14 protein-coding genes are annotated in these 22,375 nt (G+C 65.4%); 10 read left to right on the top strand and 4 right to left on the bottom strand.

What is annotated here, in order from left to right; all coding sequences use genetic code 11:
- Window positions 1-76: 76 nt before the first annotated feature.
- The 6 genes from P7F68_RS17760 (at window position 77) to P7F68_RS17735 (ending at window position 8,256) form a co-directional block, all read left to right on the top strand.
- A complete protein-coding gene (locus P7F68_RS17760; protein WP_277835144.1) occupies window positions 77-1,402 on the top strand; it encodes a cyclic di-GMP phosphodiesterase in 1,326 nt (441 codons plus the stop codon).
- A gap of 2 nt (window positions 1,403-1,404) precedes the next feature.
- Complete coding sequence (locus P7F68_RS17755; RefSeq protein ID WP_277835142.1) at window positions 1,405-2,694, top strand: putative bifunctional diguanylate cyclase/phosphodiesterase; 1,290 nt, start codon at window positions 1,405-1,407, stop codon at window positions 2,692-2,694.
- Between the two features lie 149 nt (window positions 2,695-2,843).
- The gene (locus P7F68_RS17750) at window positions 2,844-3,254 is read left to right on the top strand and encodes a DUF2946 domain-containing protein (RefSeq protein ID WP_002940923.1); all 411 of its coding nucleotides are present in this window, start codon (window positions 2,844-2,846) and stop codon (window positions 3,252-3,254) included.
- A gap of 134 nt (window positions 3,255-3,388) precedes the next feature.
- Window positions 3,389-3,844, top strand: a complete 456-nt coding sequence (locus P7F68_RS17745) for a copper chaperone PCu(A)C (protein ID WP_002940919.1) — start codon at window positions 3,389-3,391, stop codon at window positions 3,842-3,844.
- A 128-nt stretch (window positions 3,845-3,972) separates the two neighbouring features.
- Complete coding sequence (locus P7F68_RS17740; protein ID WP_083491453.1) at window positions 3,973-6,168, top strand: TonB-dependent receptor domain-containing protein; 2,196 nt, start codon at window positions 3,973-3,975, stop codon at window positions 6,166-6,168.
- A gap of 96 nt (window positions 6,169-6,264) precedes the next feature.
- A complete protein-coding gene (locus P7F68_RS17735) occupies window positions 6,265-8,256 on the top strand; it encodes a TonB-dependent copper receptor (RefSeq protein ID WP_277835138.1) in 1,992 nt (663 codons plus the stop codon).
- A gap of 82 nt (window positions 8,257-8,338) precedes the next feature.
- Here P7F68_RS17735 and lpdA read toward each other — a convergent pair whose 3' ends face one another.
- The 4 genes from lpdA to P7F68_RS17715 all read right to left on the bottom strand — a co-directional run bounded on the left by lpdA (window position 8,339) and on the right by P7F68_RS17715 (window position 16,025).
- The gene (gene lpdA / locus P7F68_RS17730) at window positions 8,339-10,156 is read right to left on the bottom strand and encodes a dihydrolipoyl dehydrogenase (protein WP_277835136.1); all 1,818 of its coding nucleotides are present in this window, start codon (window positions 10,154-10,156) and stop codon (window positions 8,339-8,341) included.
- A 10-nt stretch (window positions 10,157-10,166) separates the two neighbouring features.
- Window positions 10,167-11,873 (bottom strand): dihydrolipoyllysine-residue acetyltransferase, encoded by a 1,707-nt coding sequence (gene aceF, locus P7F68_RS17725; protein ID WP_277835134.1) that lies wholly within the window; start codon window positions 11,871-11,873, stop codon window positions 10,167-10,169.
- 20 nt (window positions 11,874-11,893) lie between these two features.
- Entirely contained in the window at window positions 11,894-14,575 is a 2,682-nt protein-coding gene (gene aceE / locus P7F68_RS17720) for a pyruvate dehydrogenase (acetyl-transferring), homodimeric type (protein ID WP_002936832.1), read from the bottom strand.
- A 172-nt stretch (window positions 14,576-14,747) separates the two neighbouring features.
- Window positions 14,748-16,025 (bottom strand): ABC transporter substrate-binding protein, encoded by a 1,278-nt coding sequence (locus tag P7F68_RS17715; RefSeq protein ID WP_277835132.1) that lies wholly within the window; start codon window positions 16,023-16,025, stop codon window positions 14,748-14,750.
- A gap of 192 nt (window positions 16,026-16,217) precedes the next feature.
- On the opposite strand from P7F68_RS17715, the gene P7F68_RS17710 reads away from it, so the two are divergent.
- From P7F68_RS17710 to folD, 4 genes are all read left to right on the top strand, one after another.
- Window positions 16,218-18,923 carry a PAS domain-containing sensor histidine kinase gene (locus tag P7F68_RS17710; RefSeq protein ID WP_002926692.1) on the top strand — a complete coding sequence of 902 codons (2,706 nt, stop codon included), beginning with the start codon at window positions 16,218-16,220 and terminating at the stop codon, window positions 18,921-18,923.
- Entirely contained in the window at window positions 18,898-19,533 is a 636-nt protein-coding gene (locus P7F68_RS17705) for a response regulator transcription factor (protein WP_002926691.1), read from the top strand. Before P7F68_RS17710 ends, P7F68_RS17705 begins: the two co-directional genes overlap by 26 nt.
- A 132-nt stretch (window positions 19,534-19,665) precedes the next feature.
- The gene (locus P7F68_RS17700) at window positions 19,666-21,408 is read left to right on the top strand and encodes a potassium/proton antiporter (RefSeq protein WP_002926689.1); all 1,743 of its coding nucleotides are present in this window, start codon (window positions 19,666-19,668) and stop codon (window positions 21,406-21,408) included.
- A 95-nt stretch (window positions 21,409-21,503) separates the two neighbouring features.
- Window positions 21,504-22,370 carry a bifunctional methylenetetrahydrofolate dehydrogenase/methenyltetrahydrofolate cyclohydrolase FolD gene (gene folD, locus P7F68_RS17695; RefSeq protein WP_002936826.1) on the top strand — a complete coding sequence of 289 codons (867 nt, stop codon included), beginning with the start codon at window positions 21,504-21,506 and terminating at the stop codon, window positions 22,368-22,370.
- The last annotated feature ends 5 nt before the right edge of the window (window positions 22,371-22,375 follow it).

The raw sequence follows: 22,375 nt of genomic DNA, 5'->3' as shown, positions 1-22,375 counted from the left end.
CGGGATGTCCGTCAAACTGGCTTTGACCGCTGCCTGAAGAGGGGCAGCGGTAAGTTCACGTTATGGGAGCCATCGTTTGAAGCGCACGCTGTCGACTCGTGATGTGAAGATCGGCATGTTCATTGCCGAGATCGATCGTCCGTGGATCGAAACGCCGTTCCGCTTGCAGGGCTTTCTGCTAGAGAACGTCGATCAGATGCGTGCGCTGCAGGAGTACTGCCGCGAGGTGGTGGTCGATCACACCCTGTCGGTAGGCGAGCATCACAGCAGCAGGGTGATCGATGTAAGCGCGCGTCTGCTGGGGCTGGACGGTTTGCCGCGCAGCCATCCCAGCGATGTCGAGTCCCGCCTCCAGGCAAGCCAGTTCCTCAATGTTGCCCGCAGCTTCAAGGGCCGGATCCATACGACGCGCGTAGCCCATGTCCCGCGTATTCGCAGCGACGATGGGCGCAGCCGTCTCGAGTCGGAGCTGCTCTATTCGGCCCCGATCGTCGATGACGTCTATCGCGCCCTGCGTGAAGCTCGAATGGAGATCGACAGCGCGGGCGCTGTCGATGTCGAGCGCCTCGACGGCCTCGTCGGCGAGATGGCCTCCGGTGTGGAGCGCAACCCCGATGCGCTGCTGTGGCTCACCCGCCTCAAGCGCACCGATCACTACGCCTACGACCATGCGCTCAATGTCTCTGTCCATGCAATGGTGTTCGCGCGCTTCGTCGGCCTGAGCAGCCGCCAGGTGAGGCAGGTGGGGCTGGCGGGTTTGCTCCAGGACATCGGCAAGGTACAGATCGACTATGCGATCCTGAGCAAGGCGGGCCCGCTCGACGACCGGGAGTTCGAACTCGTCAAGGCGCATGTCAGCAACACGGTCGACCTGCTGCGGGCGAACGAGGATTTCGATTCCGAGGTGCTGGGAATCATCGCCGCTCACCATGAGCGCTTCGACGGCACGGGCTATCCGCGCGGCCTGGCGGGCATGCGAATCCCCTTGTCCGCCGAGATCGCCGGCATCGTCGACACCTACTGTGCGATGACCCGAGACCGGGTCTATCGCGATGCGGTATCCAGCCAGAGGGCGATGGAGACGCTCAATCAGCTGCGTGGCACCCAGTTCCGCGACGCCTTGGTCGACCAGTTGCTCCAGTGCATTGGCCTGTACCCGATCGGCACACTGGTCGAACTCAACACCGGGGAGGTGGGCGTGGTGGTCCAGCAGAACCAGGTACGCCGGCTGCAGCCCCGGGTGTTGGTGCTGCTCGCACCAGACAAGACGATCGATCGTTTTCCGCGCACGCTGGATCTCATCATGCAGCCGTTGGCGCACTCCGGCGAGCCGTATCGGATCGTGCAGGCGTTGCCGCCCAACGCGCACGGTATCGACCCTGCCGACTTCTTTCTGGTCTGAGCATGGACGTCCGTATCCCGCCCGGTCTACTGGCGGCCTTGTCCGAACTTTCCGCGCGGCTGGTCGAGCAGAAGTCCACGGATTGTGGTGTCGGGGTCATAGCCTTTGCCGTGATCCCCGATCCGCTGATCCTGCGCCTGCCGTTGGAGCATGTGCGCAAGTTCGAGCGCGCACTCGAGCGCCGCCTGCTGAACAGCCTGCGGGCGCAGGATCTGCTGTTTGCCCTTGACGGCAACGAGTGGTTGATCTTGCTGCCCGCGCTGTCGAGTCCCGCCGTGCTGACCTTGGCCATGCTCAAGCTCGATCAAGCCTTTGGCCGCGAGCCGGTGCAGGTGGAGGGGCTGGACCTGCAGGTCAAGGTCGTCAGCGGTGCGGCGATGTCGCCGATCCACGGCCAGGATGCCTTTCACCTCCTGCAGTCGGCACGAATCGCCTGCCTGATGGCGCAGCGCAATGGGTCGGGCAGCCAGGTTTACGATCCGTCGATGGATCGGGTTTCGCCGCATGCGGCACGGCTCGAACGCGACTTGCGCGAGGCCTTCTTCGGTGGCAGTGCGCCCGAGCTCCATCTGCAGCCCAAGATCCACGTCGCCAGTGGCGAATGCCGCAGTGCCGAGGGCTTGCTGCGCTGGCGCGACAGCGGCGGCGAAGCCGTGCCTCCGCCCGTAGTCCTTGGGCTGATCGATCGACTCGGGCTGCGCCACACCTTCAACCGCTGGTTGTTCCAGCATGCAGCGCGCACTTTGCACGGGCTGCGCATGGCCGGGCTCGACATCGAGTTGTCGATCAACCTCTCGGCCACCGATCTCTACGACGCGGAAGTCCCCGACCTGATCGAGCAGGCACTCAAGACATGGAATGTGGCTGCAGCCGCGCTCTGCCTGGAGATCACCGAAACCAGCATGCTCGAGGAGGCGGAGGGCGTTGGTGTGACCGATGTGCTCAAGCGCCTGCGCGAGCTCGGGGTGAGTCTCTCCATCGACGACTTCGGGACCGGCTTCTCCGGCATGAGCCGCCTCAAGCAACTGGCGGTGCAGGAGGTCAAGATCGACCGCAGCTTCGTCACCGATCTAGTGAGTTCCGAGCGTGACCGCGAGATTGCGGACTCCATCATCGATCTCTCCCATCGCCTTGGCCTGAAGGTGACGGCCGAGGGTGTAGAGCGTGCGGACACGGCGCGCGTGCTGGCCGAGATGGGGTGCGACTTCATCCAGGGCTTCCTGTACTCCAGGGCCTTGCCGCTTGACGAGTTCATCGCCTGGGTGCGTGCCCGAGCCGGTATCTCGATCTGAAGACGAGGCGCGATGAGCTGCGGCCTGCGGCGTATTGCCGCAGCTTGCAGCCTGCAGTGTGCGGGAACTGACTGGAATCAATTGTGGGGCAGCGCCTGCCGGTATACTCCGTTCCGTTCCAGAGCACAGACCGAATCCATCGACTCGTCATGCGGCGCCTAAATCAACCCCTCTTCGCCTGGCTCGCGATCTTCGCGATGATGATGGCGGCGCTCGCGCCCACCATCAGCCGGGCGATGGGGCCGGATGCAGATGGACGGTACCTGATCGAGGTCTGCTCGGCTGAAGGGTCGGGTTGGGTCGCGGTCGGCGAAGATCAGTTCGGCCTGTATTCAGTACAGGGCCCGGCTGGTGGGGACGATGGCGATCCCCTGCAGGCCTTCAAGCAGTGTCCTTACTGTGGCGCCCATGCCGGCGTGGCCTTGTTGCCTGCCCTCGCCATCGCCAAGCCAGGGCCGGACGCGACGGGCAAATCTCATCCATGGCTTTTCTTCCACGCACCGCGTCCGCTCTTTGCATGGTCGCCGTCGCGTCCGCGCGCGCCTCCGCTACCGGCCTGAGCACTCGCCTCCCGAGTATGCGTGGGCACCGCCGTGTCACGCGTCTGGGAGGGTAGATCCCGGTTGATCCGGCGCGAGCCGATCGTTCCGCCTCAACCGTATGCCGTATGCGCCCCATTCTGGAGAATTCAGTCATGAAGAAGATTGCCCTTGCCACCCTGCTCGCCCTGAGCTCCCTCCACACCCTCGCCGAGGTTACCGTTGCCGAGCCCTGGGTGCGTGCCACCGTGCCGCAGCAAAAGGCCACCGGCGCCTTCATGCAGCTCAAGTCCGACACCGGCGCGCGCCTCGTTGCTGCAGATTCGCCAGTGGCCGGTGTCGTCGAAATCCATGAAATGCTGATGGACAAGGATGTCATGAAGATGAACCGGATCGACGCGCTCGAGCTGCCGGCCGGTCAGGTCGTGGAACTCAAGCCCGGCGGCTACCACGTCATGCTGATGGACCTGAAGGCGCAGGTGAAGGAAGGCGAGCAGGTGCCGCTGACCATCGTCGTCGAGAACAAGGACGGCAGCCGCCAGTCCATCGAGCTGAACGCCCCTGCGCGTGCGCTCAATGCGCCGATGAAGATGCAGCACGGCAAGCACTGAGCCCGCCTCGGCGCCTCCGTGACAATGGGCTGATTTTCCCGCCCGGCGTTCCGTCGCGCCCCTAGCACCTCACCTCTGTACATGAAGCCATCATCCAGGCGCCCAAGGGCGCCCGGAGGGGCGGACTCATGCCTGCGCCAGGCGCGTCCGGCACGGCTGCCCCAGATATCGAGAGCACTGAAATGAACAAAAATCTCCGCCGCCTGCCGCTTGCAGTCGCCATCTCCCTTGCACTCCCGGCGCTCGCAAGCGCCCAGGATGCCATGCTTGGCAGCGTTGTCGTCACTGCACCGCAGATGGCGCAGCCGCTTACAGTTGAAGTCGACCCGAAGGCGCCTCAGCAGCCGCTGCCCGCTAGCGATGGCGCGAGCTTGTTGAAGAACATTCCTGGCTTCTCGATCATCCGCAAAGGGGGCACGGACGGCGACCCGGTGCTGCGAGGTCTTGCCGGCTCACGACTGCCGATCCTGCTCGACGGGATGGATTTCCACGGTGGCTGCAACCACCGAATGGATCCGCCGACGGCGTACGTGTTCCCGGAGTCCTACTCCAATGTGCGTGTCATCAAGGGACCACAGACCGTGCTCTATGGCAATGGCAACGCCGCCGGTGTCGTGCTGTTCGAGAATGAGCGTGTGCCGATCTCACCGGGCGTGCGCGGCGAGGGCAGTCTTCTCGTGGGCTCGTGGAGTCGCCGTGACGTGTTTGCGAGCGGTGAGGTTGCCGGCGAGCAGGCAGCGCTGAAGGCCACGATCACACATGCCGAGTCCGGCAACTACGAGGACGGCGACGGCACCGAGATCCACTCGCGCTTCAAACGCCAGAGTGCCACGCTTGTCGGCAGCTACGAGCTGGATCGCGATACCCGGATCGATCTGGACGGTATCGTCAGTCGCGGCAAAGCGGCCTATGCCGATCGCGCCATGGACGGCAGCAAGTTCGACCGCGAGAGCTATGGCATGACTTTCCGCAAACAGGATCTGTCGCCAGTGGTCAAGGCGGTAAACCTGCGGCTTTACCACAGCTATATCGACCACGTGATGGACAACTACTCGATGCGTGACACCGCCTCGTGTGTTGGGGGCGCGGCGACCGGATGCGCGGCGATGAATCCCGACCGTGAGACGGACGGTGCGCGCGTATCGGTCGACCTTGCGCTCGGCGCACGTAACCAGCTCACCCTCGGAGCAGACTGGCGACGCGATGAGCACACCACTCGTCATCAGCGGGGTGCCAGCGCAGCCGCAGCAGATACCTACAAGACCAGAGACCGTCTGACCGATTACAAGAGCCGGTTCACCGGCGTATTCGGCGAGCTGACCCACGAATTGAGCGACAACCAGCGCTTGATCGGTGGATTGCGCCTGGATGACTGGAAAGCCGATCGTACGTTCATTGGCATGGGGGCAGTCGCCAGTGCCCCGGGTACCGCGCAAGGTCGGGCCAGCGAGACGCTCAGGAGCGGCTTCCTGCGCTATGAGCAGGACCTCAGCAGCCCGGCAACGGTCTACGTCGGCTATGGCATGAACCAGCGCCCGATGGATTACTGGGAGGCCAATCTCTACGAGGGCATTCAGGCTAACACCAGCGGCCTGAGGCCCGAGACCACGCATCAGCTCGATGCCGGGCTGATGTGGAAGAGCGAACGCTTGCAAGGCTCGCTGTCGGCCTTCTATGCCAAGGTCGATGACTACATCCTCCTCTACAGCGGACCCGGTGTCGGTACCGCGGGTGGGCCGATGGGAGCAGGCACCATGCCTGGCGGCGCTGGTTGCCTGGCCGCCAGCGGGCTGTCGAATTCGCGCAATCACCAACTCAACTCGTGCCTTGCCAGCGGTAACGTCGACGCGACGCGCTATGGCGCCGAGGCTGACATCGCCTACCGAATGACGGATGCGCTGACTCTGCGTGGCAGCCTCGCATACGTGCGTGCCACCAATGACACCATTAATGTTCCGCTCGCACAGACGCCGCCGCTCGAGGCCAAGATCGGTGCGGATTACACACTTGGTGCATGGGGCGTCGGCGGCGTGATTCGCGCGGTTGCCAGACAGGATCGCATTCATGCCCGATACGGAAATATCGCCGGCGTTGACCGTGGGACGACGACACCTGGCTTCGCGACCTTGTCACTGAACGGCAGCTATGCGCTGAACAAGCAGGCGAAGATCAGCTTCGGTGTCGATAACCTGTTCGATAGAACCTATGCCGAGCATCTGAGCAAGGGTGATGCGACGATCCTCGGCTATACGAATGCAGTTGGTGACCGCGTCAACGAGCCCGGCCGAACCTTCTGGCTCAAGGCGCAGGTGGCCCTGGACTGAGATGGCTAGCGCCCTGTCTCTCCCCGAGCATGTTCGGACTTCGTGCGGTGTGGGGGGGTCGCCTTTTAATGCCATAGTTATGTTGAGAGCACTGAAATGAACAAGAATCTCCGCCGCCTGCCGCTTGCAGTCGCCATCTCCCTTGCACTCCCGGCGCTCGCGAGCGCCCAGGATGCCATGCTGGGCAGCGTTGTCGTCACTGCACCCGTGACCGAGGCCCCGCTGACCGTCACTACTGATCCGAAAGCGCCGCGCCAGCCGCTGCCTGCGCACGACGGCGCCGACTACCTCAAGGCCATCCCGGGCTTCTCCGTCATCCGCAAGGGCGGGGCGGATGGCGACCCCGTCCTGCGCGGCATGTCGGGGTCGCGTCTCGGAATCGTGCAGGATGGATATGAGGTGCATGGTGGGTGTGGCGGCCGTATGGATCCGCCGACAGCCTATGTGTACCCGGAGTCCTTCGATCGTGTGACGGTGCTGAAAGGGCCGCAGACCGTGCTCTACGGATCAGGCAACTCGGCCGGCATCGTGCTTTTCGAGCGCGACAATCCGCGCCTGGCTGAGGCCGGCTGGCGCGCCAACGGCAGTCTCACGGTGGGCAGCTGGGGGCGCAACGACCAAGTCTTCGATGCCAAGGCAGGCAACCCCGACTTCTTCGCCCGCATCGGTGCGACGCGCTCGGACAGCAACAACTACAAGGACGGCAGCGGCCGAGAGGTGCATTCGTCCTACACGCGCTGGAGTACCGATGCCGCGCTTGGATGGACGCCTGACGACGATACGCTTCTCGAACTGGCCTTCGGGCGCAGTGATGGTGAGGCCGCCTACGCAGACCGTGGCATGGACGGCTCGAAGTTCGCGCGCGAGCATGTGAACCTCAAGCTGGACAAGCGCAAGCTCTCGCCGCTGGTGAGCCGTGTCGAAGCGCAGCTGTTCTACAGCTACATCGACCACGTCATGGACAACTACAGCCTGCGCCGGCCCATGGCGACGCGCAATGTCAGCAACCCCGACCGCGAGACCTGGGGCGCGCGGGCAGCGCTCACATTGACACCGTCCGACAATGTCGAACTGGTGCTGGGCGCCGATCTCAAGGATGACACCCATACCGGTCGCATGGTGTCGGTCGCTGCGCCGGCCTTCCCTGATCGCAATGCGGTAGCGCGCACGAAGGACTACAGCTTCGAGCGCCACGGCGTGTTCGGAGAACTGCGCTACAGCTTTGATGACGATAGCCGGCTCATTGGCGGCGTGCGTGCCGACCGCCACGAAGTGCGCAAGCACAGCGTTTCGCGAGACCAGGCAGATACCCTCGGCTCGGGCTTCGTCCGCTACGAGGCAGCATTCGATGAAGGGCGTGGCACATGGTATGCCGGCCTCGGGCATGCGAGCCGCTTCCCCGACTTCTGGGAGTACATGCGTGCATCTGGCGCCGGGGGTACCCGGACATTCGATACCCTGCAGCCCGAAAAGACCACCCAGCTCGATATCGGTGCGCTGTGGGCTGCGGGCGATCTGGCAGGGTCGGTTTCCGGCTTCTACGGCAAGATCGATGACCACATCCTGATCAAATGGATGCCGGCGCCAGTGGCCGTGCGCAACGTCGATGCTACGGTGTACGGGCTGGAGGGTGACCTCACCTGGCGCTTCGCCTCCAACTGGAAGGCGGTCGGCACGCTTGCGTGGGTGCGGGGCACGAACGATACCGACAACAAGGCGCTTGCGCAGCAACCGCCCCTGGAGGGCCGCGTCAGCCTGGACTACGATGACGGTCGCTTCTCGTACGGGGCGATGGTGCGCCTGGTGGCCAAGCAGGATCGCGTCCACATCGGCTACGGTGGCATCGTTGCCAATGGTGCGGATACCGGCACTACGCCGGGCTTCGCGACCCTGTCGCTCAATGCGGGCTGGCGTCACAGCAAGCATGTGCTGATGACCGCGGGTATCGACAACGTGTTCGATCGCACCTATCGCGAACATCTGTCCAAGAGCGGTGCGGCAATTCCGGGCTATATCGCGCCGAGCGGTGCGCCGATCAACGAGCCTGGTCGTACCTTCTGGCTCAAGGCGCAGGTGGCGCTCGACTAAGTCCGGTCGATCGCGGCAAAGTCAAAGCCCCCGGCGCCCCTCGAACAAGGGGAGCCGGGGGCTTTTCAGATGCGCTCCTGGATTACTTCTTGCGCATCGGCGGCAGGTCGGTGCAACTGCCATGGGCCACTTCGGCCGCCATGCCCACCGTCTCGCCCAGGGTCGGGTGCGGGTGGATGGTCTTGCCGATGTCGACCGCATCCGCACCCATCTCGATGGCCAGGCAGACCTCGCCGATCATGTCGCCGGCCGACGGCCCGACGATGGTGCCGCCGATCACGCGGTGGGTCTCGGCGTCGAAGATCAGCTTGGTGAAGCCGTAGTCGGCGCCGTTGGCGATGGCCCGGCCGGACGCCGCCCATGGGAACTTGGCGGTGTCGACCTTCTTGCCTTCGGCCTTGGCCTGCGCCTCGGTGTAGCCGACCCAGGCAACTTCCGGATGGGTGTAGGCCACGCCCGGGATCACGGTGGCGTCGAAGGCCGCCTTGTGGCCAGCGGCCACTTCGGCCGCGACGTGCGCCTCATGCACCGCCTTGTGGGCGAGCATGGGCTGGCCGACGATGTCGCCGATGGCGAAGATGTGCGGCACGTTGGTGCGCATCTGCGCATCCACCGGGATGAAGCCGCGCTCGCCGACGATCACGCCCGCCTTGTCGGCGCCGATCTTCTTGCCGTTGGGCGCACGGCCCGCCGACTGCAGGATCATGTCGTAGCGCACCGGCTCCGCAGGGGCGCCTTCGCCTTCGAACTTGACCCACAGACCGTCGTCCTTCGCCTCGACGGCGACGGTCCTGGTCTTGAGCATGACGTTGTCGAAGCGGTGGGCGTTCTGCTTCTCCCACACCTTCACCGCGTCGCGGTCCGGACCCTGCATCAGGCCGTCCATCATCTCGACCACGTCGATGCGCGCACCGAGCGTCGAGTACACCGTGGCCATCTCCAGGCCGATGATGCCGCCGCCGATGACCAGCATCTTGCCCGGCACCTGGCGCAGTTCCAGCGCGCCGGTGGAGTCGACAATGCGCGGGTCCTTCGGGATGAAGGGCAGGTGCACCGCGGCCGAACCGGCAGCGATGATGCACTGCTTGAACTTCACCACCTTCTTGGCGCCGGTCTTGTCCTGGCTGGTGCCGGTGGTTTCCTCGACTTCGAGGTGATGTGGGTCGAGGAAATGGCCGTAGCCGCGGATCACATCCACCTTGCGTGCCTTGGCCATGCCGGCCAGGCCGCCGGTGAGCTTGCCGATGACGCCGTCCTTGTGCTTGCGCAGCGCGTCGACATCGACCGACGGCTTGGCGAAGCTGATGCCGGCGCTGTGAACATGCTCGGCCTCCTCGATCACCGCGGCGACGTGCAGCAGGGCCTTGGAAGGGATGCAGCCGACGTTCAGGCACACGCCGCCGAGGCTGGCGTAGCGCTCGATGATCGCGGTCTTGAGGCCGAGGTCGGCAGCGCGGAATGCCGCCGAGTAGCCGCCCGGGCCGGCGCCGAGCACGACCATGTCGTACTCGACATCGGCCGCGCCGCCGTGCGAGGCAGCGCTCGGTGCCGCAGCGACGGCAGCAGCCCCTGTAGGCGCGGCGCCAGCCGCGAGCTTTTGGTCTGCAACCGTGCCAGCGGGGCCTCCCGAAGGGCTCGCGGCTGGCGCCGCGCCTACGGCGGAGGCGGCCTCGACCTTCAGCAGCACCGCGCCTTCGGCAACCTTGTCGCCAACATTGACCAGCACTTCCTTGACCACGCCGGCAGCCGAGGACGGTACGTCCATCGTTGCCTTGTCGGATTCGAGTGTGCAGATGGCGTCATCGACCTTGATGCTGTCACCGACTTTGACGAACAGCTCGATCACCGGCACGGAATCGAAATCGCCGATGTCCGGAACCTTCACTTCAACTAGGCTCATGGCGATCTCCTTACAGCATCACGCGGCGGAAGTCCGCCAGCAGTTGCGCGAGGTACACGTTGAAGCGGGTGGCCAGCGCGCCGTCGATGACACGGTGGTCTGCAGTCAGCGACATCGGCAAGGTCAGGCGCGGCACGAAAGCCTTGCCGTCCCAAACCGGCTTCATCACCGACTTGTTGACGCCCAGGATGGCGACTTCGGGCGCATTGACGATGGGCGCGAAGTAGGTGCCGCCGATGCCGCCCAGCGAGCTGATCGTGAAGCAGGCGCCCGACATGTCGGCGGGCTTGAGCTTGCCGTCACGCGCAGCCTTGGCCAGCGCACCGGTTTCGGCGGCGATGTCAAACACGCTCTTCTTGTCGGCGTCCTTCACCACCGGCACGACCAGGCCGTTGGGGGTGTCTGCCGCGAAGGCGATGTTAAAGTACTTCTTGTAGACCAGATTGTCGCCATCGAGGCTGGTGTTGAACTCGGGGAACTCCTGCAGCGCGCGTACCGAGGCCTTGATGATGAAGGCGAGCATGGTGAGCTTCTTGCCCGACTTCTCGTACTCCTTGTTCATCTGCACCCGGAAGGCTTCCAGGTCGGTGATGTCGGCATCCTCGTGATAGGTCACCGCCGGGATCATCACCCAGTTGCGGGCGAGGTTCTGGCCGGAGATCTTCTTGATGCGGCTCAAAGGCTTGACCTCGACCTCGCCGAACTTGGCGAAGTCGACCTTCGGCCACGGCAGCAGGTCGAGTCCACCCAACTGAGCACCGCCCAGAGAGGTGCCAGCCGCGACGGCCGGGGTCTTGCCCGGCACCACGCCGGTCGTCATCGCGCCCTTGATGAAGGCGGCGACGTCTTCCTTGAGGATGCGGCCCTTCGGCCCGGTGGCCTTGACCTGGCCGAGATCGACGCCGAGCTCGCGGGCAAATGCGCGCACCGAGGGGCTGGCATGCACCTTTCCGCCGACCTTGACCGCGGACGGTGCCGCTGCGGGCATCGAGGCGGGAGCGCTGACGGCGGGGGCGCCGTCGACCAGCGGCGCGGGCGAAGGCGCGGCGACCTGAGCTGCCGCGGCGGCCGGAGCGACGGGAATGGCGGCGACCGCTGCACCAGCGGCCTCGACCTTCAGCAGCACGCTGCCTTCGCCGACCTTGTCGCCGACCTTGACCAGCACTTCCTTGACCACGCCGGCGGCGGAAGACGGCACGTCCATGGTGGCCTTGTCCGATTCCAGCGTCGCGATGGCGTCATCCACCTTGATCGTGTCGCCGACCTTCACGAACAGTTCGATGACGGGCACGGCGTCGAAATCGCCGATGTCCGGCACCTTCACCTCGACCAAGCCGCCCGCGGCGGGCGCGGCAGCCGCCGGCGCGGCGCCGGCCCCTGCGGGAGCGGGGCTAGCCGCGAGCTTTTGCTCCGCGGCGGCGCTTGCGGGGGCTCCCGAAAGGCTCGCGGCGGGCGCCGCTCCTACAGAGGCGGATGCGGCGGATTCGAGCTTGATCAGCACGGTGCCTTCGGCAACCTTGTCGCCGATGCCGACGAGGATTTCCTTGACCACGCCTGCGGCGGACGACGGCACATCCATCGTGGCCTTGTCGGACTCCAGTGTGGCGATCGCGTCGTCGATGGCGATGGTGTCACCGACCTTCACGAACAGTTCGATCACCGGCACGGCGTCGAAGTCGCCGATATCCGGAACCTTCACTTCAATGAGTTGGCTCATGTTCTTGTCTCCTTGCGCGCTCAGACCGACATCGGGTTCGGCTTGGACGGGTCGAGGTTGTACTTGACCATCGCCGCGGCGACCTTGTCGCGGCCGATCACGCCGTCATCGGCCAGCGCCTTCAGCGCAGCCAGCGTGACCCAGTGGCGATCCACCTCGAAGAAGTGGCGCAACTGCTCGCGGGTGTCGGAGCGGCCGAAGCCGTCCGTGCCCAGCGTGACGTAGCTGCGGTCGAGCTGCGAGCGGATCTGCTCGGGGAACATGCGGATGTAGTCGGTGGCGGCGATGACCGGGCCTTCGAAGCCGGCCAGCTTCTGTTGCACGTGGGTCTTCTTCGGCTCTTCCATCGGGTGCAGCAGGTTCCAGCGCTCGATGTCGTGGCCGTTGCGGGCCAGTTCGTTGAAGCTGGGCGCACCCCAGATGTCGGCTTCGACGCCCCAGTCGGCCTTGAGCAGCTCGGCGGCGGCGATCACCTCGCGGAAGATCGTGCCCGAACCCATCAGCTGCACGCGCGGTGCCTTGGCTTCGGCGCCCTTGCGGAACAGGTACAGGCCCTTGAGGATGTCGCTTTCGGCGCCGGCGGGCATCTCGGGATGTTCGTAGTTCTCGTTCATCACCGTGATGTAGTAATAGATGTCCTCCTGCTCGGCGAACATCCGGCGCATGCCGTCCTGCACGACCACCGCGACCTCGTACTGGAAGGTCGGGTCGTAGCTGATGCAGTTCGGGATCATGTTGGCCATCAACAGGCTGTGGCCGTCCTCGTGCTGCAGGCCTTCGCCGTTCAGCGTGGTGCGACCGGCGGTACCGCCGATCATGAAGCCGCGGGTGCGCTGGTCGGCTGCCGCCCAGCACAGGTCCATGGTGCGCTGCAGGCCGAACATCGAATAGAAGATGTAGAACGGCACCATCTGCACGCCATGCACGCTGTAGGCGGTGCCGGCAGCGATCCAGTCAGCCATGGCGCCGGCTTCGTTGATGCCTTCCTGCAGCACCTGGCCGGTCTGGCTTTCCTTGTAGAACATGAGCTGGTCATGGTCTTCCGGCACGTACTTCTGGCCTTCCTGGTTCCAGATGCCGTACTGGCGGAACATGCCTTCCATGCCGAAGGTGCGGCTTTCGTCCGGCACGATCGGCACGATGTGCTTGCCGATCTGCTTGTCCTTGAGCAGCGTGTTCATGATGCGCACGATGGCCATCGTGGTCGACAGCTCGCGGCCTTCGCCCGAGGCCTTCAGCAGCGCGGCAAAGGCATCCAGCGCGGGCACGGCCAGCGGCGCGGCCTTGGTGCGGCGCTGCGGCAGGAAGCCGCCGAGGTCCATGCGGCGCTGCATCATGTACTTGTATTCGGGCGAGCCTTCGTCGAACTTCAGGTAGGGCAGCTCTTCGAGCTTGTCGTCCGGCACCGGCAGGCCGAAGCGGTCGCGGAAGCGGCGGATGGCGTCGACGTCCATCTTCTTCTGCTGGTGCGAGATGTTCATCGCCTCGCCGGCCTGACCCATGCCGAAGCCCTTGATGGTCTTGGCCAGGATCAGCGTGGGCTGGCCCTTGTGCTCGGAGGCGGCCTTGTAGGCGGAGAAGATCTTGAACAGGTCGTGGCCGCCACGGTTCAGGTTCCACACCTGGTCGTCGGTCCAGTCGGCGACCAGGGCGCGCAGCTCGGGGGTGTTGAAGAAGTGCTCGCGCACGTAGGCGCCGTCCTTGGCCTTGAAGGTCTGATACTCGCCGTCGCACAACTCCATCATGCGCTGCTTGAGGATGCCCTTCTTGTCGCGCGCAAAGAGCGCATCCCAGGCCGTGCCCCAGATCACCTTGATGACGTTCCAGCCCGCACCGCGGAAGCCCGATTCGAGCTCCTGGATGATCTTGCCGTTGCCACGTACCGGGCCGTCGAGGCGCTGCAGGTTGCAGTTGATGACGAACACGAGGTTGTCGAGCTTCTCGCGGCCGGCCATGCCGATCGCGCCCAGCGACTCGACCTCGTCGGTCTCGCCGTCACCGAGGAAGGCCCACACCTTGCGCTGCTCGGCGCGCGTGGCGTCGATCATGCCGCGGCTGGCCATGTACTTCATGAAGCGCGCCTGATAGATCGCGCACAGCGGGCCCAGGCCCATCGATACGGTGGGGAACTGCCAGAAGTCGGGCATCAGCCAGGGGTGCGGATAGGACGAGATGCCCTTGCCGCCCACTTCCTGGCGGAAGCTGTCCATCTGCTCTTCGCTCAGGCGGCCGAGCATGAAGGCGCGTGCGTACACACCGGGGACCGAGTGGCCCTGGAAGAAGATCATGTCGCCGTCGTGCTGCTCGGAGGGCGCGTGCCAGAAGTGCGAGAAGCCGACGTCGTAGAGTGCGGCGGCCGAGGCGAACGAGGCGATGTGGCCGCCGACGTTGGTGTTCTTGTTCGCGCGCACGACCATCGCCATCGCGTTCCAGCGGATGTAGGAGTGCAGCTTGATCTCCATGTCCGGATCGCCCGGGTAGGGCGGCTGCTGCTCGGCGGGAATGGTGTTGATGTACTCGGTGGTGGCCGAGTAGGGGATGTTCACCCCTTCCTGGCGCGCGGTGGCGATCAGGGTCTCGATCAGGTAGTGGGCACGCTGCGGGCCTTCGTGTTCGACGACGGCCGCGAGCGCTTCCAGCCATTCCCGCGTTTCCTGGGCATCCGTGTCGGGTTGCTGGAGCGCGTTGCTGATTCCGGTCATGGTTTGTCTCCTCATGACGTTCGGTTGGCGATGACTGCCTGGTAAGGCAGGACGATTTTGCTTGCGAGCGAGACCATGCCGATTGCCGCACGGCCATCTTTTCGAACTATAAAACGGTATTTCGCAATGTGCAATATGATTTCAGAAATTCGGTGAATCAGGCGGTGGCTCCTCATGCTTCGGTTGGAGGGGGCACAATCCGGGGCGCAGCAGGTGGCTCGATTGCCTGCACCACCCGCCCGCCGCGCACCTCGCCGAGCAGGATCTGTCGCGCTGTGCGCAGCGATTCGTGGTTGTCGCGCGAAAACGGTGTGCGGTAGGTCATGACCACGCCGTCGATCTCCTCCCGCAGCGCTTCCAGGGCGGTGCGGATGGATGGCCCCTCAAGGTTGCCGGCCTGCCGGATCGCAGCGGCCAGCAGCAGCATCGAGTCGTAGCCCTGCGCGGCGGCTGGCGGCACGGGAATGCGGTCGCTGCCTGTCGCCTGCACCCAGGCATCGAGAAATGCTTGCTGGCGTGGTGTGCGTGCGCCCTGGATGAAGGTCTGCGGCATGCGCGCCCCCTCTGCATTGCGGCCGGCGATCTCGATGAAGTTCGACATCGCCAGTGTCCAGCTGCCGATGATCGGCACCGGCCAGTGCATGTCTGCGCGACCGTTTGCGATATGGGCGAGTTCGGGGCCGATGCCGTAGGTGAGCAGGGCCTGGGCGCCGGCGGCGCGGGCGCGCTCCAGCATGGGTTTCATGTCCGTCTGCCGCAACTGGAAGCGTTCCAGCGCCACCGCTGCGATCCCGCGTTGCGCCAGCGCGGCCACCAGGTCCTGGCTGCCGAGCACGCCGTAGTTGGTGGCGTCATGCAGGATGGCGAGGCGGGTCAGGCCGCGGCGCAGCACGGCCTCCTCGACGATGACCTGAGCCTGTAGCGTGTCGTTGGCCGAGACACGGAAAACGTAGTTGTCCGGGTGTTCCGGGGGCAGGAACTGGCGGGTGATCAGCGAGCCGGTTGCCACCGAGGTGATGACCGGCACGCGTGCAAGCTGGTAGTGGCGCTGACAGGCAAGCGCGACGCCGGTGTTGACGATGCCAAGCCCGGCGACGATGCGGTCGCGGTTGATGAACTCGCGCACGATGCGTGCGCCGAGCGCATTGCTTGCTTCGTCGTCGCCCTCCAGGAGCTGGATGCGGCGCCCCAGGATGCCCCCCGAGGCGTTGAGCTCGGCTGCGGCGATACGGATGCCGGTGCGCATCGACAGGCCCATTGGTGCGGAGGGGCCGGTAAAGGGGCCTGAGACGCCGATGCGGATGGGTTCGCGCTCACCTCCCGGGGTGCTGCGCAGGGGCGTCGCGGGCGCGGCGGCCAGGCAAGCGCCGACGCCCGCCCGACCGAGCGAAAGCAGGACTAGTGCACGGGCGAGAAGGGCGCGCCGCCTTTGCGCGATCGGCAAACTCATGAACTCACTGTAGGCAGTGCGCCTCGGCGGACAAATTGGCGAAAACCCGGACGGTGGCGGCGCAGTCGCGATCCGCCTTGGCGGTTGCAGTGGTGCGCGCAGCGTGGGTAAGGGTTAGACCGGATGACCGCTGGGGCGCCAATCGACAAGAATGCAGGATTCATCCCACGTGCGTTGCACCCGTCCAGTCCCATGCATGCTCCGCCGTCCGACCCCGCGCCGCCACGCTGGTACTGGGCTGTCCCCTATGTTGTCGTGACGCTGTTCGCGGTGTCGATGCTCGCGCTCGTGTGGTTGCTGCAGCAGCGCGAGTCCGATGTCGAACGCGGTGCGTTGGCACGCGACCTGCAATGGACGGAGCAGGCCATCCGTCGGGTGGTGCTCGGGACGGAGGAGTTCCTGGGGCAGCTGGCACGAGACATGGCAGCCGGCACGCTTGAGCACGACGGCTTCCAGCAGCGCGCGAACGAACATCTGGCGGTCAATCCTGCGCTCACCAACATCGCCTGGGTGGGCCGTGACCAGGCGGTGAGGTGGACGGCGCCGTTCGATGCACTCGACTGGCTTGCCGGCGACACGCTGCTCGGGCCGCAGGTGCAGGGCTTTCAGCACAGTGCGCTGTCGTCGCGGCTGACCTACGGGGCGGCGTATCGGAATGCGCGCGGGGACGCCGTGCTCGAGGTCTTCGTGCCCGTGCATCGCCAGGGCGAGTTCTTCGGCGCTCTGGTTGCGGCCTACTCGGTCGAGCGTATGATCAGCCGGCTGGTGCCGGACTGGTTCACCGAGAAGTACCGGCTCGCCGTACTCGATACCGATGGTGTTGCGCTGGCACTCAGTTCTGCGTTGCCGGATCGCGAGCATCATCTTGCGCTCGAGCTCGTCCTCGAGCCGCCACGCAACGGCATGCGCTTGCAGGCCATGGCCTTCAGGCCGGGTGGCGACGTGATGCACGCCTTGCCCGCGGTCATCATCGTTGGCCTGTCGCTGCTTGTGCTCTGGGGTCTCTGGATGCTGCGCGGCCATATGCAGCGCCGCGTCCAGGTGGAGCGCGAGCGCGACCGCTTGTTCAACCTGTCGCTCGATCTGTTGTGCATCGTCGATCTCGAGGGGCGCTTTCGCCGCTGCAATCCGGCTTTCGAGCGCGTGCTCGGGCATGATCCGGCGACGCTGCCCGGCGCCCTGATGATCGATTTCGTGCATGCCGAGGACGTGGCGTCCACACTCGACAACATGCGCCGGCTTGCAGGCGGCGAGCCGGTGAGCTTCGAGAACCGTTGCCGTTGTGCGGACGGCAGCTACAAGTGGCTGGCGTGGAGCGTGAACCCGGTACGTGGCGAGGGCCTGGTGTATGCGGTGGCCCACGACGTGACCGGCCGCAAGGCGGCCGAGGATGCGCTGCGGGCCGAGTCCGCGTTCCGCAAGGCGATGGAGGACTCGGTCGTCACGGGCTTGCGCGCCATCGATCTGAGCGGGCGCATCATCTACGTGAACTCGGCGTTCTGCCGCATGGTCGGCTTCGCGGAGAGCGAGCTGGTCGGCACGGTGGCGCCGTTCCCGTACTGGCCGCCCGAGCAGCTGGCGATCTGCGAGCGCAACCTGGCGATGACGCTGTCCGGGCAGGCGCCGCGCAGCGGTTTCGAGATGCGCATCCAGCGCAAGAATGGCGAGCGCTTCGATGCCCGCTTCTACCTGTCGCCGCTGATCGACCTGACGGGCCGGCAGACCGGCTGGATGGCATCGATCACCGACATTACCGAGCCCAAGCGCGTACGCGCCGCGCTCGAGGCCGCGCATGAGCGCTTCGAGGCGGTGCTCGATGGCCTGGATGCGGCGGTGTTCGTTGCCGATGCCCGCACCGACGAGATCCTGTTCGCCAACCTTGCCTTCAAGCGCATCCACGGTTTCGACGCCGTTGGCCGCACGGTGCGCGGAGTGGCGGTGCCACAGCCCGAGCGCGGTGACTACCGTGTCGATCCGCGCAACCTGGCGCCGGCCGACTTGCCGCGCGAACTCTTCGACGGCGAACTGCAGCACCCGCTGTCGGGGCGCTGGTACCACGTGCGCGAGCAGGCCACGCGCTGGGTCGATGGGCGGGTGGTGCGCATGGGCATTGCCACCGACATCACCGACCGCAAGCAGACGGCGGAGGTGGCCCGTCAGCAGGAAGAGCGCCTGCAGCGCACCTCGCGCCTGATCACCATGGGGGAAATGGCGTCGACGCTGGCGCACGAGCTCAACCAGCCGCTCTCGGCGATCGCCAACTACTGCGCCGGTTCGGTGACCCGCCTGCAAGCGGGCAATGCGAAGCAGGAGGACATCCTGGCGGCAATGCAGAAGGCCAGCTTCCAGGCCGAGCGTGCGGGCAAGATCATCCGCCGCGTGCGCGAGTTCGTTAAGAAGAGCGAGCCGCGGCGCGCGGCCGTGAGCATCGTCGATATCCTCGAAGACGCCATCGGCTTTGCCGATATCGATGCCCGCCGCACCGGTATCCGCATCGTGACGGCTGTCGAACCCGGCCTGCCCGCGGTGTACGCCGACCGGATCATGATCGAGCAGGTGCTGCTCAATCTTGTCCGCAACGGCATCGATGCGATGGCTGACGCGCTTCCCGAACGCCGCGTGCTGACGGTGCGCGTGCGTGGTTGCGGGCCGGGGCAGGTCGAAGTGGCCGTCATCGACCAGGGCCACGGCATCAGCGAGGAGGGGCGCAGCCGCTTGTTTACCCCCTTCTACACGACCAAGGCCGAGGGCATGGGCATGGGGCTGAACATCTGCCGGTCGATCGTCGAGTTCCACGATGGCCGCTTGATTGTCGACGACAACCCCGAAGGCGGTACCATATTCTCCTTTATCCTGCCCACGGAGATCGCGAGTGAGCGAGTTGCCCGCAGCGCCTGACCAGATTGTCCACATCGTCGATGACGACGAGGCCTTGCGCGATTCGCTCGTCTGGATGCTCGAGGCCAATGGCTACCACGTGGTCGCCTACGAGTCGGCCGAGTCCTTCCTTGCGGCATGCGACCCCGACATGACCGGCTGCATCGTGCTGGACGTGCGCATGCCAGGCATGAGCGGCCTGGAACTGTTCGAGGAACTGGGGCGTCGCCGCTGTGGCTTGCCGGTGGTGTTCATTACCGGCCATGGCGACGTGCCGATGGCGGTGTCGGCGCTCAAGAAGGGGGCAGTCGATTTCATCGAGAAGCCCTTCGGCGAGCGCGACATGCTGCGTCTGGTCGAGCAGTGCCTGCAGCTCGAGCGCGACAGCCGCGGCAAGCGCCGTCTCGAGGCCGATACCTCGCGTCGGCTGCAGCACCTGACTCAGCGCGAGCGCGAGGTGCTCGAGCTGATCATCGTCGGCAAGCTCAACAAGCAGATCGCCGACGTGCTCGGGATCAGCATCAAGACGGTCGAGGTCCATCGCGCGCGCGTGATGGAAAAGATGGGGGTCAACTCGCTCGCCGAGCTTGTCCAGCACGTTGTCTCGGTAGATTCTTTAGCTCCGCGCTGAACTCTGCGTTGAGAGGCTGCTCAAAGCAGCCCCCGAGATGGTGCGCATAATGACATGCGAGTGATGTCTGCGGCTCGCTGGCCGTAGCCTCTTGGCCGACCCCCATACATAACTTAACCACTGGCTGTCCGAATGACCGGCATCAACGCACTCTTCCTGCTCACCGGCCTGCTGCTGTTCATCAGCGTTCTGGCCAGCACCGTGTCGGCTCGCCTCGGCCTGCCCCTGCTGCTGCTGTTCCTGGGGGTGGGGATGCTGGCCGGCGAGGATGGGCCGGGCGGGATCGTCTTCGAGGACTTCTTCTTTGCGTCGATGATCGGACAGGCGGCGCTTGCCGTCATCCTGCTCGATGGCGGCCTGCGCACGCGGGTCAGCAGTTTCCGGGTCGCGCTCAAGCCGGCGGCGGTGCTGGCGACCTGGGGGGTGGTTGGCACGGCGGCACTGCTTGGCGTCTTCGCGACCTGGCTGCTCGATGTGGATTGGCGCCTGGGCTTGCTGCTTGCGGCCATCGTGGGTTCGACCGATGCGGCTGCGGTGTTCGCGTTGCTGCGCAATAGCGGCGTACGCCTCAACGAACGCGTGCAGGCAACGCTCGAGATCGAGTCCGGCGCCAACGATCCGATGGCGATCCTGCTCGTGACCGCCCTGGTCGGCATGTTGCTGCAGCCGGAGTCGGCCAGCGTCGGTGGTTTCGCCTGGTTGCTGACGACCCAGCTTGGGCTCGGCGCGGTACTGGGTCTGGCCGGGGGCTGGGTGCTGTCGCGCTTGATGGCTCGACTCAGTCTCCCCGAGGGGCTGTATGCGCTGCTGATCCTGTCCGGCGGCATGCTCGTCTTTGCGGCGACCAACCTGCTCAACGGCAGCGGCTTCCTGGCTGTCTATCTCGCTGGGGTCGTGGTCGGCAATCGGCGCAGCCACGCTACCGAGCACGTGCTGCGTGTCATGGACGGCCTGGCCTGGCTCGCGCAGGCGGGCATGTTCGTGGTGCTGGGAATGCTGGTGGTGCCGTCCGAACTGCTCGATCACGCATGGGAGTCGGTGGCAATGGCCGTCTTCCTGATGCTGGTGGCGCGCCCGCTGGCGGTTGCCATTGGTTTGTGGCCGTTCCGTTACAAGCGCAACGAGCTTGCGTATGTAAGCTGGGTTGGCCTGCGCGGTGCGGTGCCGGTCGTGCTGGCGATCTTCCCTGTGGTGATGGGGGTGCCGGATTCGCGCCTGCTGTTCGATGTCGCCTTTGCGGTCGTGTTGCTGTCATTGCTGGTGCAGGGGGCGACGGTGCCGATGGCGGCGCGCTGGCTCAAGGTGGAAGTGCCGCCGCGCGATGAGCCGCGCGACAAGCGCGAGGTGTGGGTCGATGAGGAGGCTGCGGTCGACCTGCTGGAGTACCGCGTCGCTGCAGGCTCGCGTGCCGAGGGCAGGCATCCGGACGAGGTCGCCGACGACTTCGAGGGCATCGGTGTGCGCTGCGTTGCACTTGTGCGCAGCGGGCATCTGCACCGGCTCACCCTGGATACGCGCATGATCCCGGGTGATTCCGTGTGGTTCGTCGCACCCGACGAACTGGCCGAGCGCATCGCCAGGGTGTTCGGGGGCACGGGCGGCGAACTGTCGGCCAATGCCAGCTTCTTCGGCGAGTTCGTCGTCGATCCGTCCTGCCTGGCGAGCGATCTGGCCGATGCCTATGGGCTCGACATCGGCGCCGACGAGCGCGTGAAACCGGTGGGCACTTTGCTCGAGCACCGCCTTGGCCGCGCCGCCGTGGTCGGCGACCGGGTGCAGATCGGCGCCTTCACGCTGACCGTGCGCGAGATGACGGACAAGGGCGTGATCACCGCAATCGGCCTCAAATGCCCCGCGCTGGGCCTGATACGCTGAGAAGCCAGCGCACTCGCCAGTCCGAAGACGCTGGGCAAGCGAGCGCGGGCGGCGCGTGATGCTGTAAAATCCCCGGTTTTTTAGGGGCTCTACCGATGACCGCTCGCATCATCGACGGCAACGCGCTCTCGGCGCAGGTTCGTGGCGAAATCGCTGAACGCGCTGCAGCATTGACGGCGCGTGGTGTACAACCTTGCCTGGCGGTCATTCTGGTAGGAGGGGATCCGGCCTCCGCAGTCTATGTGCGTAACAAGGTTGCGGGTTGCGAGAAGGCCGGCATCCGCTCGCTGCGCTTCGATTACCCCGAAACGGCCACCCAGGACGAGGTGATGGCCAGGCTCGCCGAACTCAACGCCGACCCGTCGGTGCACGGCATTCTCGTGCAGCTGCCGCTGCCCAGGCATCTGGATGAGACGGCCGTGCTCGAAGCGATCGATATCAAGAAGGATGTCGATGGCTTCCATGCGGAGAACGTTGGCCGCCTGTCGCAGAACCGCGAAGCCTTCATTCCCTGCACGCCGCATGGCGTCATGAAGATGCTCGAGAGCACCGGCACGACAGTGCAGGGCGCAGAGGCCGTGGTGATCGGACGTTCGAACATCGTCGGCAAGCCGATGGCGATGCTGCTGACCAACGCTGGTGCCACTGTCACCGTCTGCCACTCGAGGACGAAGGATCTGGCCTTCCACACCCGCCGCGCCGACATCCTGGTCGCGGCCATCGGCAAGCCGCGCTTCGTCACTGGCGACATGGTCAAGCCTGGCGCCACCGTCATCGACGTCGGCATCAATCGCCTGCAGGACGGCCCCGACGCCGGCAAGCTGTGCGGCGACGTGGATTTCGACTCGGCCAAGACCGTGGCCGGTGCCATCACCCCGGTGCCGGGCGGCGTGGGCCCGATGACGATCACCATGCTGCTCGAGAACACCGTGATTTCCGCTGAGCGCGCCGCTGGCAAATAAGGACA

It is taken from the genome of Thauera mechernichensis, from assembly GCF_029588855.1.
In the GTDB taxonomy this organism is placed as follows: domain Bacteria; phylum Pseudomonadota; class Gammaproteobacteria; order Burkholderiales; family Rhodocyclaceae; genus Thauera; species Thauera mechernichensis.
This window is presented reverse-complemented; position numbering and strand designations above follow the sequence as displayed.